The sequence below is a fragment of the Streptomyces sp. HSW2009 genome (assembly GCF_040240285.1).
In the GTDB taxonomy this organism is placed as follows: domain Bacteria; phylum Actinomycetota; class Actinomycetes; order Streptomycetales; family Streptomycetaceae; genus Streptomyces.
In genome coordinates, this window is sequence record NZ_JBEHZD010000191.1 from 1 (window position 1) to 12965 (window position 12965).

The window sequence follows — 12965 nt, forward strand, 5'->3', positions numbered from 1 at the left end:
CCGGGCCCGGGGCGTGACCCTGCGGGGGGGGGGGGCCCACGCAGAGAACACCCCCCCCACCCCCCCCCCCCCCCCCCCCCGCCCCCCCCCCCCCCACGACGGGCTCACGGTGGACGCCGGGTACGTGCTCGCGCTCGACTCGGCGCTGCACTGGGAGACCGTGGCGGTCGACAGCCAGTACGGCATCTCGGGGTCGGGCAAGTACAACCTGGTCATCTCCGGGCAGGGCAAGGTCGCGCTGATGACCTCGGGGCAGCCGCTCATGCTCCAGGTGACGCCGGACAAGTACGTCAACGCCGACGCCGACGCCATCGTGGCCTGGTCGAGTTCGCTCCGGGTGCAGATGCAGGCGCAGACCCACTCGTCGGGCGTGTGGCGGCGGCGCGGCAACACCGGCGAGGGCTGGGAGCTCAGCTTCCTCGGCCAGGGATACGCGCTGGTGCAGCCCAGCGAGCTGCTGCCGCCGCAGAACGCGGTGGTGGGGCAGGGCGCCGCGGCCCAGTTCGGCATGGGCCAGCAGGGCGCCCACGGCCAGAACCAGGGCAACATCTGGTCCAACAACCGCTGACGACACACCCCGGCCCGGTACGCGCCTGCGCCCGTACCGGGCCGGGGTGCGTATCGGGCCGCACGCGTGCACCTCAACCACCGTGCGTCTCACCCCTGCGCGTGACGCCCGCCCGCCCGGACCTCACCCGCGCGCGTACGCCTCACCTGCGCGGGCCCGTACGCCGCACCCTCGCGTACGGGCCTGGCAGCGCCCTCACAGCAGCGCGCGTGTGCGCTCCACCAGGCGGACCACCGAGTCGTCGGCGACCGCGGCCACCTCGGCGTAGTCGAACCAGCGCACGTCCAGCGACTCCTCGCTCACCACCGGCTCGGCGCCGGCCGGGGCGAGCGCCGCGTACTGCACGTCCAGGTGCCAGGCGCACGGCGTGTGGTGCCGGTCCAGGCGGACCGGGCCGGTCGGCAGCAGCGTGAGACCGGCGACGCCGGACTCCTCGGTGGCCTCGCGCAGCGCCGCAGCCGCCAGCGTGGCGTCCTGCGGCTCGCAGTGGCCGCCCATCTGGAGCCACATCCGCAGCTTGCGGTGGAGCGTGAGCAGCACCCGCCCCCGGTCCGGGTCGATGACCAGCGCGCTCGCCGTCAGATGCCCGTCCCGGCACGCCTTCCACACGCCGTCCTGATGCGCGGCCAGGTGCTCCAGGTACGTCACCCGCAGCCGCTCCTGCTCCGCGTCGGGCGCCGGCCAGGCGGTCAGCGCCTCGGCCGCCGCCGCGTGCAGGTCAGCCATCAGGGACGCCCGCCGGCGGGGTCCGTGCCCGTGTCGCCGTCCTCGTCCCGGCCCGCCTCCGACTGGCCCGGGGCCGCGTCGCCAGGGGTCGCACCGCCGGGGGCCGCGCCCCCGGGAGCCGCATCGCCGCGGGGGCTCTTGCCGAGGTTCGGGCCGCTGGCCGCCTCGCCCAGCATCTTGTCCAACTCGGAGAAGTCGAGCTGCTCGCGGTGGACGAAACCGTCCGGGTCGTCCAGGTCGGCGGCGGTGGGCAGCATGTCCGGGTGCTCCCACAGCGCGTCCCGGCCGTCCAGGCCGCGCGCGTCGGTCAGCGAGGCCCACAGCCGCGCCGCGTCCCGCAGCCGCCGGGGCCGCAGTTCGAGCCCGATCAGCGTGGCGAAGGTCTGCTCGGCGGGACCGCCGGTGGCCCGGCGGCGGCGCAGCGTCTCGCGCAGCGCGTCGGCGGACGGCAGGTGCGGCGCGGCGGCGGCGTGCACCACCGCGTCCACCCAGCCCTCGACCAGGGCCAACGCCGTCTCAAGCCGGGCCAGCGCGGCCTTCTGCTCCGGGGTGTCCTCGGGCTGGAACATGCCCTGCTGGAGCGCCTCCTGCAACTGCTCGGGGTGGGTCGGGTCGAGCTGCCCGACCGCGTCCTCCAGCTTGGCGGTGTCCACCTTGATGCCCCGCGCGTACCCCTCGACGGCGCCGAACAGGTGCGAGCGCAGCCACGGCACGTGCGCGAAGAGCCGCTGGTGGGCGGCCTCGCGCAGGGCCAGGTAGAGCCGCACCTCCTCCTGTCGCACGCCGAGGCCGGAGCCGAACGCCTCCACGTTCGTCGGCAGCAGCGCCGCCTTGCCCGCGGGACCGAGCGGCAGCCCGACGTCGGTGGAGCCGACCACCTCGCCGGCCAGCACGCCCAGCGCCTGCCCGATCTGGGTGCCGAACATCGCCCCGCCCATGGAGCGCATCATGCCGAGCAGCGGCCCGGCCATCGCCTGCATCTCCTCCGGCAGGACGCTGCCCATCGCCGAGCCGACCTGCTCGGCGACCGGGTCCACCAGGTCCTTCCAGACCGGCAGCGTCGCCTCGACCCACTCCGCGCGGCTCCAGGCCACCGCCGTGCCGGCACCGGACGGCAGCGACGTCACCCCGTCGAGCCACAGGTCGGCCAGGCGCACGGCCTCCTCGACCGCGGCCCGCTCCTTGGGACCGACGCTCACGTCCTTGCTCTGGCCCTCGCCGCCCTGGGCGACGGTCTGGCGGGCGATGTCCTTGGCCATGTCCCAGTTCACCGGGCCGCCCTCGTACGAGAGCATCTGGCCGAGCTGTTGGAAGGCGGCGCCCAGGTCGTTCGGGTTCAGCGAACCGAACATCGCGGCGAACGGGTTGTCCGCGCCGCCGCCCCCGCCGAAGCCGAAGGGGTTCGCGGGCCCCGGGCCACCGCCCTGGTTGCCCTTCTTCTTGCCGTCGTCGCCGTCCTCCGGCTCCTCCGGCGGAAGGCCAAATCCAAATGGGGTGTCACTCACGGGTTTCCTCGGCTCGTAGGGCCGTCGGCTGGAAGCCGGCGGCGACTGCCCGACAACACCACCAGCGTAGACACCCAGCCGCTATCAGGGCTCGGTGCTTCGCCGACCGGATGCCTGCGGCAGGATGGACAGCGCCTGGTACGTACGCGTCAGTTCTCTTACGTACAGAAGACAACCGCTGGAGCCGCCCGGTGAGTTCCCCAGATCCAACCGTTCGCGCAGCGCGAAACGATCCGCCCCCCGAGCATCCGACCTGGGCGGAGCCGTCCTCCGCGCCGCTGCGCCGCCCCGTCGTCGCCGTCACCGGAGCCGCGTCCGGCGTGGGCGCCCTGCTGACCCGCAGGCTCACCGAGTCCGCCGAGGTCAAGCAGGTGCTGGCCATCGACGAGCGGCGCGGCGAGGTCAGCGAGGCGAGCTGGCACGTGCTCGACGTGCGCGACCCCCTCATCGCCGAGAAGCTGCGCGGCGCCGACGTCGTGGTCCACCTCGCCACCGATCTCGACCTGGAGACCGACGCCGAGGCCAGGACGGCCTACAACGTGCGCGGCACCCAGACCGTGCTGACCGCAGCCGCGGCGGCCGGGGTGCGCCGCGTGGTGCTGTGCACCTCGGCCATGGTCTACGGGGCGCTGCCCGACAACGACGTGCCGCTCTCCGAGGACGCCGAACTGCGGGCCACCGCCGAGGCCACCGGCGTCGGCGACCTCCTGGAGATCGAACAGCTCGCCCGCCGCGCGCCCCGCGCCCACCCGGGCCTCAACGTGACCGTGCTGCGCCCCGCCGTCCTGGTCGGCGGCACCGACACCGCCCTGACCCGCTACTTCGAGTCGCCGCGCCTGCTGGTGGTCGCGGGCTCCCGGCCCACCTGGCAGTTCTGCCACGTGGACGACCTGGTCAGCGCCCTGGAGTACGCGGTCCTTGAGAAGGTCGAGGGCGAACTCGCGGTCGGCTGCGACGGCTGGCTCGAACAGGAGGAGGTGGAGGAGCTGACCGGCATCCGGCGGATGGAACTGCCGTCGGCCGTGGCCCTCGGCGCCGCCTCCCGGCTGCACCGGCTCGGCCTCACCCCCTCGCCCGCCGGCGACCTCGCGTACACCATGCACCCCTGGGTGGTCAGCGGCAGCCGGCTGCACGACGCCGGCTGGCGGCCCCGGTGGACCAACGAGGAGGTGCTGGCCGAACTCCTGGAGGAGGTCGCGGGCCGGCGCACGGTGGCCGGCCGCCGGCTGGGCCGCAAGGACGCCACCACGCTGGGTGCCGCCGGCGCCACGGTCGCCCTGGTCGGCACCGCGGCCCTGGTCCGCCGCGCCCGCAAGGCCCGCAGGCGCCTGTAGCCCCACCTCGGCGAGGTCCGCGGGCCCCTCGTAGTCCCGCTTCCGGATGGCCCGCGGGCGCCGGTAGCCGCACTTTGGCGAGGGCCGCGGGCGCCTGTGGCCCGGCTCCCGGCAGGCCCGTGGGCGCCTGTGCTCCGCCGGCGGGCGCCTGGGCCCGGGGCCCCGCGGGCTGGTCCCGTGGCGCGTGCGGCGCCCCGGTGCTGCCGGTCATGCCGAGGTGGCCTGCCGCGGACGGGGCGGGTGCGGCACGATGGACCGCATGGCAGACACCGAAGCAGCGCAGGCGGCGCAGCCCGGGCCGAGCAGTCCCCTCAGGCTGCTGGCCATCCGCGACACACCGCTCTCCGTGGACGAGGTGTTCGGCGCGGTGTCCGACGCCGCCGCGGGGGGCACCGCGCTCTTCGTCGGCACCGTGCGCGACCACGACGGCCCGGGCGACGCGGAGGTCACCGGCCTGGGCTACTCGGCACACCCCAGCGCGACGGACGAACTACGCCGAGTGGCCGAGAAGGTGGTGGCCGACTTCCCGGTCCGTGCGCTGGCCGCCGTGCACCGCGTCGGTGACCTCGCCGTCGGCGACCTGGCCGTGGTCGTCGCCGTCTCCTGCCCGCACCGCGCGGAGGCGTTCGCCGCCTGCCGCCGACTGATCGACGACCTCAAGGCCGAGGTCCCGATCTGGAAGCACCAGACGTTCGGCGACGGCTCCGAAGAATGGGTGGGGATCTGAGGCACCCCCACGGCCCCCTCACGCGTCTTACGGAACGAGCACGCGAGCGCCGCAGCGCGAAGGTGCCCCGGAAGCGCCCCGCGCGGCCCGGGTCACCGACCGCCGGTGCGGTTGCGTAACTCGACCCCTGCCGTGAGCGTTGTGCTGGCAGACGATTAATCTGCTCATCTGTCAGTTGCGGGTGCGTAGGGGATTGGAAGTCCGCCGTGGGTGTGCTCGTGTGGTTGATCATTCCGCTTATTGCTGCTGGTGCGGCCGTCGTCTACACCGCCTGGGCCGCGCGTGACCGCCGGGCCGGGGACGCCGCCGAGGTCGCCGGATACGAACGGTTCCGCGAAGCGATGCAGCGTTCGCATTCCGGTTCCGGCTCGGTCTGAGCCGCTCCGCCCCGTCTGACCCGGCCGGACCTTGTCCGGCTGCGTTCGCACGCGCGACGGCGCGCCCCCGGGCGCACCGTCCGTCTGCGGCCTTGGGACGGGGCGGCCGGCCGCTCACCGAACGCACCGCGCGCAGCCGCCACACCCTGCGCAACCAGCCGCCGCATCGCGTACAACCTTCCTGACACACCCCGTGCCTCCGGGCCCCCGCGTACCCGTGCTCCCGGGCCCGAACCAGCCCGCACCCGGCGCCCCACCTCCCGCCGACCCCGTACGCCCCTCCGGGCGCCACCGGACGGACGGCCCCGGAGGTGAACTCACAGGCCCGTCCCGTACTGTCGTTCCATGCCACGCCGCACCGCCACGCTGCTCGCCTCCCTCCTGACGCTGATCGCGTTGCTCTGTGCGGGGGTGCTGATACCCGTGCCGTACGCGGAGATGAGCCCGGGGCTCACGGTCAACACGCTGGGCAAGCACGACGGCGAGACGGTGCTCCGGATCACCGGCCAGAAGACGTATCCGACCAGTGGCCACCTCAACATGACCACCGTCCAGGTCACCAACTCCGAGTACAAGATGAACCTGGTGGAGTCGGTGTACGGCTGGCTCTCGCACGACAAGCTGGTGGTGCCGCACAAGACGCTCTACCCGGACGACAAGTCCGCGGACGAGGTGAACCAGGAGAACGCCGAGGAGTTCACCCAGTCCCAGGAGAGCGCCAAGGTGGCGGCGCTCAAGGAGCTGAAGAAGCGCAAGCTGCTCGATGTGAAGCTCGCCTCGCACACCGTGGTGGGCAGCGTCGCCAAGGGCGCCCCGGCCGAGGGGATACTGCACGCGGGCGATGCGATCAAGGCCGTGGACGGCGAGGCGGTACGGACCCCGGCGGACGTCGTCAAGCTGGTCAGTCAGCACAAGCCCGGCGACAAGACGGTCTTCACGGTGATCCCGGCCGAGCGGGTGGCGGCGGCCGAGAAGCAGCGCAAGGAACCGCGGGGCGCCAAGAACGTCACGCTGACCACGATGCGCGCGCCGCAGGGGGACCGGGCGATGATCGGCATCGAGGCGGCGGTGGACTACACGCTCCCGTTCGACATCTCGATCACCGTCAGGGACGTCGGCGGGCCCAGCGCCGGGCTGATGTTCTCGCTCGGCATCATCGACAAGCTGACCCCGGGCGACCTGACCGGCGGCGAGTTCGTCGCCGGCACCGGCACCATCGCCGAGGACGGGACGGTCGGCCCCATCGGCGGCATCTCGATGAAGACGGTGGGCGCGCGGAATAAGGGCGCCGCCTACTTCCTCACCCCCGAGGCCAACTGTGCCACCGCAGCCCGGGACATCCCGGACGGGCTGACGCTGGTCAAGGTGGCGACGCTGGACGACGCCATGGACGCTCTGGAGAAGATCCGCGAGAAGAAGACGGCCGACCTGCCGAGCTGCACCCGCGGCTGAGGCCGGGCCCGCGCCTGACCTCCGACCGGCCCCCGGTCAGCCCCGGCCTGACCGGCGCCCGACCTACAGCCGGCGCGCGGCCCCGACTGGCGTGCGGCCCCGACCGGCGTGCGGTCCCGATCAGCACGCCGCCTGCCGGCGCCCGGCCCCCGCCAGCACCCGGGCCACGGCGGCCGGGCCCCCGACCGGCCCCGGCCAACCGGCTGGACTGCTGGCCCGTCAGGCCGCTGGGCCGTGAGGTCGTGAGTCCGCGAAAGCCCGCTAGGCCGTCAGGCCGTCAGTCTTCGAACGTCGCCGCCAGCGCCTCGGCCAGCCCCGGCACCAGGTCCGACCCGGTCAGCACCTCGGTCGGGGTGTCCTTCTCGCGCAGCCGCAGGGCCGAATCGCGGGCCCCGTCGCGCAGCACCGCGACCGTCATCCGCACCTCCTGCCGGCCCGGCTGCTTGGCCACCCAGTCGGCGAGCTGCTGGTCGCTCAGGCCCTCGGGGATGGCGGCCTCGGCCGCGGCGGGCAGCATCAGCCGCTCCACCACCAGCGCACAGCCGGCGACCGCGTCCGGCCAGGCGATGGTCCCGAGGAACTCGTCGAGCGCGGCGCCGGCCGGCAGCTCGTCCTGCTCGATGGGGGTCAGGGCACCGGCCTGGCCGTCGGCTTCGAGGCCGAGCTGGTCGGCGAGCTGCGGCTGATCGGCCCGCAGCCGGGCGGTGTCGACCAGGGCGAACAGCCGGGCCGGCTGGTCCCAGCCGAGCCCCGCCGCGTACTCGTCGAGCTCCAGTACGGCGCGGGTGAGGGGGCTCGCTGCCATCGGGGGCGCGGGCGTGGAATCCGGGGGAAGGTTGGACATGGTCAATATCGTGCCTTGAACGGACCCGAAAACGGGAACTGAGTAAAGCCTGAGTAAGTTGCATCAATGGGCCCTAGTATCTCGGGGCTGCTTTACCGAGCTTCAACGACACCGAACTTCGAGGTGCGCACCTTGGCTTTCCAGATGCCGGACCGCGGCGGAGGCCCGACCGGGCCACGGATCAGAGTCGGCCGACCGTCCCGGCGGGTCCGGACCCTGCTCATGACGTTGGGCGTGCTGGCCGTGCTGGCCATGGCGTTCGTCATGTTCGCCGGGTTCTGGACGGACTGGCTGTGGTACCGCTCGGTGCACTACTCATCGGTCTTCAGGACCACGCTGATCACCAAGATCGGCCTCTTCGCCGTCTTCGGCCTGCTGATGGCCACCGCCGTTGGGGTGAACATCTGGCTGGCGCACCGGCTGCGCCCGCCGCTCAGCGCCATGTCGCTGGAGCAGCAGTCCCTGGACCGCTACCGGATGGGCATCGACCCGTACAAGAAGTGGCTGCTGATCGGCATCACCGCGCTGGTCGGTCTCATCTCGGGGGCCTCGGCCTCCGGCCAGTGGCGCACCTGGCTGCTGTGGGTCAACGGCGTCTCCTTCGGCGAGAAGGACGCCCAGTTCCACAAGGACGTCTCCTTCTACGCCTTCGACCTGCCCTGGTACCGCTTCCTGCTGAGCTTCGGCTTCGCGGCCACCGTCCTGTCGCTGATCGCGGCGACGTTGGTGCACTACCTGTACGGCGGGCTGCGCATCACCAGCCCGGGCGCGCGGGCCACCGCCGCCGCCACCGGCCACCTGTCGGTGCTGCTCGGCATCTTCGTGGCGCTCAAGGCCGTCGCGTACTGGCTGGACCGGTACGGCCTCGCGGTCAAGTCGAGCGACCTGAAGGAGACGGGCAACTGGACCGGCCTGAAGTACGTGGACGCCAACGCGTACCTGCCGGCGAAGACGATCCTGTTCTTCATCGCGGTGATCTGTGCGCTGCTGTTCTTCGCGACGCTGTGGCGGCGCACCTGGCAGCTCCCGGTGATCGGCTTCGGGCTGATGGTCCTCTCGGCGATCCTGATCGGCGGGCTCTACCCGGCGATCGTGCAGAAGTTCCAGGTCCAGCCGAACGAGCAGGCCAAGGAAGCGCCGTACATCAAGAAGAACATCGAGGCCACGCGCAAGGCGTACGGCATCGACGAGGCGAAGGTCACCGGGTACCAGGGCGAGAGCAAGTCGGACCCGAAGTCGCTGCGTGAGAAGGCGGAGTCCACGGCCAGTCTGCGGCTGCTCGACCCGAACGTCGTCTCGCCCACCGTCCAGCAGCTCCAGCAGGTCCGCGGCTACTACCAGTTCCCGCAGGTCCTGGACGTGGACCGGTACAAGGACAAGAACGGCGAGGACCAGGACACGGTCATCGGTCTGCGCGAGATCAACACCAAGGGCATCCCCGAGCGCAACTGGATCAACGACCACTTCAAGTACACCCACGGCTACGGCGCGGTGACGGCCAAGGGCACGGAGACCACCAAGACCGGTGCCCCGTCGTTCATGGAGCGCAACCTGCCGTCGCAGGGCCAGTTCCCGCAGTACGAGCAGCGCATCTACTACGGCGAGAAGACCACGCAGTACTCGATCGTCGGCGGCCCGCAGGAGGAGCTGGACTACTCCGGCGACAAGGGCGAGGAGAAGACGACCAAGTACCGCGGCAAGAGCGGCGTCAACCTCTCCAACCCGCTCAACCGCGCCGCGTACGCGGTGTCCTTCAACGAGCCGCAGATCCTCTACTCGGGGGCCATCGGCGAGGGCTCGCGCATCCTGTACAACCGCACGCCCAAGGAGCGCGTCGAGGCGGTCGCACCGTGGCTGACCATCGACGGTGACGCCTACCCGGCGGTCATCGGCAACCGCATCCAGTGGATCGTGGACGCCTACACGACGACCAACGGCTATCCGTACGCCTCGCGCACCACGCTGGGCGACACCACGCAGGACTCGCTGACCGACGGCCAGCGCGAGGTGGTGGCGCAGGAGAACAAGGTCAACTACATCCGCAACTCGGTCAAGGCGACGGTCGACGCGTACGACGGTTCGGTGAAGCTGTACGAGTGGGACACCAAGGACCCGGTGCTCAAGACGTGGCGCAAGGCGTTCCCCGGGACGGTCAAGGACCACGACAAGATCAGCGACGAGCTGATGGAGCACCTGCGGTACCCGCAGGACCTCTTCAAGGTGCAGCGCGAACTGCTGACCCGCTACCACGTCACCGACCCGGAGCAGTTCTACAGCGGCAGTGAGGTCTGGCACGTGCCGGACGACCCGACCAACAAGATCGAGTCGGTGCCGCCGTACTACCTGAGCATGAAGATGCCGGACCAGCAGCAGAAGAAGTTCTCGCTGACCACCACCTTCACGCCCAACGGCCGGGACAACCTGAGCGCCTTCATGGCGGTGGACGCCGATGCGCAGAGCAAGGAGTACGGGAAGATCAGAATCCTGAAGCTCCGGCCGAACAACCCGGTCTCCGGCCCGCAACAGGTGCAGAGCAAGTTCAACTCCGATCCGAAGATCGCCGAGAGCATCAGACTCCTCAAGGGCGGCGACTCGACGGTGGAGTACGGCAACCTGCTGACCGTCCCGCTCGACGAGGGCCTGTTGTACGTGGAGCCCGTCTACGTCCGGGGCGCGGGGACGAACTACCCCCTGCTCAAGAAGGTGCTGGTGACCTTCGGCGACCAGACGGCCTTCGAGGATTCGCTGGGCAAGGCGCTCGACGTGGTCTTCGGCGAGAAGAAGCCCACCGATCCGACGAAGCCACCGGGCGAGGGCGACCAGGACCGGCCGCCGGCCGATCCGACGGTGGCTCAGGCGCTGAAGGACGCGCAGGACGCCATCGACGCCGGACAGAAGGCGCTCCAGCAGCAGCCGCAGGACTGGGAGGCGTTCGGCAAGGCCCAGAAGGACCTGAAGGACGCGCTCGACCGGGCGGCCAAGGCCGAGAAGGCAGCGGCGGACAAGGCGAAGAACGACGCCAAGGGTGATGCCAAGGGTGACGGCAAGAACGGCGCCCAGGGTGACGGCGAGGGTGACGCGAAACCGGACGGTGACCGGGACAAGGCCGCCGACCAGGCGTCAGCCCGTACGGGCCCACCCGGTGACCAACCCGAGCGCGCGCCCGCCAGAGCGGACGGCTGAGCCGGACGGCTGATCGGACCCACTCCGCGTCGTGGTACGTTAGGTGCACACCGACGCGGGGTGGAGCAGCTCGGTAGCTCGCTGGGCTCATAACCCAGAGGTCGCAGGTTCAAATCCTGTCCCCGCTACTCACAGGCACAGGCCCGAATCCTCATCAGGATTCGGGCCTTGTCGTGCGTGGGGGCGCGGTTCGCCGGCCCCCGGATACCGCTCGCCGGCAGCGTCGCCGGCCGGGGCCGCGCTCGCGGTGACGGACCGTACGCCGGTCCTGTGCAGTGCGCGACGCGCCGGGGACACCCCGCGAAAACGGCTTCAACTGCGGTTTCAGAAGTCGTTCTGTCGGGAAGTCGACAAAACGCTGAAGTGACCTCACGGCTGCGGTATACCAGGTGTACGCCGGTTGTGGGTGGTGCAACGATGGAACGCATGGGGGACAGGGCAAGGTTGGTGGAGAGGGAACGGCTTGTGCCAGCGCCCGGCGACGGGCGCACCCCCAGCGTGTCGGGACTCCCGGCCGACGCCGTGGACGGCGCCGACCCGATCACCACCGACCTTGCAGCCAGCACCTACAGCGCCGAGATCGAATGTGAGACGGCCCACCGCCGCGCGGCCGAAGCCGGCGACACCGCCGCCATGAGCATGCTGGGCGCGCTGCTGCTGCGCCGCGGCGACCTGGACGGCGCCGAGCCGCAACTGCGCGCGGCCAGCGTCGCCGGCGACCGGGCCGCCGCCAACAACCTGGGCGTCCTGCTGCACCAGCGCGGTTACGCGGACGAGGCCGCCGGCTGGTGGCGCACGGCCGCCGTGGCGGGTTCGGCCGCCGCCGCCCACGCCCTCGGCCGCCACCACCGCGAGCGCGGCGACGAGCCGGCCGCCGAGTACTGGCTGCGGCAGTCCGCCGAATCCGGCCACGCGCTGGGCGCCTATGCGCTGGCCGACCTGCTGGAGCACCGCAGCGACGTGGGTGCCGAGCGCTGGTTCAGGGCGGCGGCCGAGCACGGCCACCGCGAGGCCGCGTACCGCCTCGCGCAGATCCTGCACAAGCGCGAGCGCGAGCGGCAGCACCCGGACGGCCGCGGCAAGACGGCGCGGGCGGACGGCGAGCAGAGCGAGGCCGAGCGCTGGTACCGGCAGGCCGCCGCGCGCGGGCACCGGCGCGCCGCGCTCTACCTCGGCACGCTCCTCGAAGAGCGCGGCGAGACGAAGGAGGCCGGCCGCTGGTACCTGATGTCGGCCGAGGACGGTGAGGCGCGCGCCGCCTGCGCCCTCGCCTTCCTGCTGCGCGACGCCGGCGACCTGGACAGCGCGGCCGTCTGGTGGCACCGGGCCGCCCAGGACGGCGACGGCAACGCGGCCAACGCACTGGGCGCGCTGCACGCCGAGCGCGACGAGCCGCAGACCGCCGAGCGCTGGTACCGGGCGGCGCTGGACGCCGGCGACATCAACGGCGCGTACAACCTCGGCCTGCTCTGCACCCGGCAGGGGCGCACCGCCCAGTCCGAGCAGTGGTACCGGCGGGCCGCCTACGCGGGCCACCGGGAGGCCGCCAACGCGCTGGCGGTGCTGCTGTTGCAGCGCTCGGACGCGGCCGGCGCCGAGCCGTGGTTCTCCAAGGCGGCCGAGGCGGGCAGCGTGGACGCGGCGTTCAACCTCGGCATCCTGCACGCCGGCCGGGGCGAGGAGGGCACGGCGCACGAGTGGTACGTGCGGGCCGCCGCCGGCGGGCACACCGAGGCCGCCCTCCAGGTGGCGATCGTTCTGCTGCGGGACGGCGACGAGGAGGCGGCCGAGGGGCACCTGCGCTGCGCGGCCGACGGCGGCAGCGCCGAGGCCGCGTTCCGGCTCGGCGCGCTGCTCGACCGCCCGGCCACCGACCCGAGCACGGGCCTCGGCGACGGCAGCGGCACGGACGGCGAGCCGGAGCGGCTGGAGTGCGAGGAGTGGTACGAGCGGGCGGCCCGGCAGGGCCACCGGCGCGCGCAGGTGCGGGTCGGCATGCTCGCCTCCGCGCGCGGGGACGTGGTGAAGGCGGCGCACTGGTACCGCACGGCGGCCAAGGCGGGCAGCCGTAACGGCGCCTTCAACCTGGGGCTGCTGCTGGCCCGCGAGGGCAGCGAGCCCGAGGCCGCGCTGTGGTGGACCCGGGCCGCCGCCGCCGGGCACCGGCGGGGGGCCCCCCCCGCCGCGCGCGGCGGCGGGGCCCCGGCGGGGGCGGGGCCACGCCGACCCCCCCCCCCGCGCCCCGCCCG

At 72.6% G+C, this 12965-nt stretch carries 10 protein-coding genes and 1 tRNA gene; 8 read left to right on the forward strand and 3 right to left on the reverse strand.

Annotated elements, in window-relative coordinates; genetic code table 11:
- A partial coding sequence (locus tag AAHZ94_RS16250; RefSeq protein ID WP_349993600.1) for an AIM24 family protein occupies nucleotides 1-568 on the forward strand: 568 nt, incomplete at its 5' end.
- A 195-nt stretch (nucleotides 569-763) separates the two neighbouring features.
- Here the strand turns inward: AAHZ94_RS16250 and AAHZ94_RS16255 are convergent.
- Complete coding sequence (locus AAHZ94_RS16255; RefSeq protein ID WP_349993601.1) at nucleotides 764-1294, reverse strand: NUDIX hydrolase; 531 nt, start codon at nucleotides 1292-1294, stop codon at nucleotides 764-766.
- Nucleotides 1294-2799, reverse strand: a complete 1506-nt coding sequence (locus tag AAHZ94_RS16260; RefSeq protein ID WP_349993602.1) for a zinc-dependent metalloprotease — start codon at nucleotides 2797-2799, stop codon at nucleotides 1294-1296. Before AAHZ94_RS16260 ends, AAHZ94_RS16255 begins: the two co-directional genes overlap by 1 nt.
- Before the next feature lie 191 nt (nucleotides 2800-2990).
- Here AAHZ94_RS16260 and AAHZ94_RS16265 point away from each other — a divergent pair, with 191 nt between their 5' ends.
- The 4 genes from AAHZ94_RS16265 (at nucleotide 2991) to AAHZ94_RS16280 (ending at nucleotide 6689) form a co-directional block, all read left to right on the forward strand.
- Nucleotides 2991-4133 carry an SDR family oxidoreductase gene (locus tag AAHZ94_RS16265; RefSeq protein WP_349993603.1) on the forward strand — a complete coding sequence of 381 codons (1143 nt, stop codon included), beginning with the start codon at nucleotides 2991-2993 and terminating at the stop codon, nucleotides 4131-4133.
- Nucleotides 4134-4383: 250 nt separating this feature from the next.
- Entirely contained in the window at nucleotides 4384-4860 is a 477-nt protein-coding gene (locus AAHZ94_RS16270) for a molybdenum cofactor biosynthesis protein MoaE (RefSeq protein WP_349993604.1), read from the forward strand.
- A 224-nt stretch (nucleotides 4861-5084) separates the two neighbouring features.
- Nucleotides 5085-5237 carry a hypothetical protein gene (locus AAHZ94_RS16275; RefSeq protein WP_349993609.1) on the forward strand — a complete coding sequence of 51 codons (153 nt, stop codon included), beginning with the start codon at nucleotides 5085-5087 and terminating at the stop codon, nucleotides 5235-5237.
- A gap of 345 nt (nucleotides 5238-5582) precedes the next feature.
- On the forward strand, nucleotides 5583-6689 hold the full coding sequence (locus AAHZ94_RS16280) for a YlbL family protein (protein ID WP_349993605.1): 1107 nt from the start codon (nucleotides 5583-5585) through the stop codon (nucleotides 6687-6689).
- Between the two features lie 277 nt (nucleotides 6690-6966).
- On the opposite strand, the gene AAHZ94_RS16285 is transcribed toward AAHZ94_RS16280, so the two are convergent.
- Nucleotides 6967-7533 (reverse strand): PPA1309 family protein, encoded by a 567-nt coding sequence (locus tag AAHZ94_RS16285; protein ID WP_349993606.1) that lies wholly within the window; start codon nucleotides 7531-7533, stop codon nucleotides 6967-6969.
- 144 nt (nucleotides 7534-7677) lie between these two features.
- Here AAHZ94_RS16285 and AAHZ94_RS16290 point away from each other — a divergent pair, with 144 nt between their 5' ends.
- The 3 genes from AAHZ94_RS16290 to AAHZ94_RS16300 form a co-directional block, all read left to right on the forward strand.
- Nucleotides 7678-10716 carry a UPF0182 family membrane protein gene (locus AAHZ94_RS16290; RefSeq protein WP_349993608.1) on the forward strand — a complete coding sequence of 1013 codons (3039 nt, stop codon included), beginning with the start codon at nucleotides 7678-7680 and terminating at the stop codon, nucleotides 10714-10716.
- Between the two features lie 54 nt (nucleotides 10717-10770).
- Nucleotides 10771-10844: transfer RNA gene (locus AAHZ94_RS16295), tRNA-Met, on the forward strand.
- Between the two features lie 289 nt (nucleotides 10845-11133).
- Nucleotides 11134-12965, forward strand: a 1832-nt coding sequence (locus AAHZ94_RS16300; RefSeq protein ID WP_349993607.1) for a tetratricopeptide repeat protein, incomplete at its 3' end; no start/stop codon positions are given.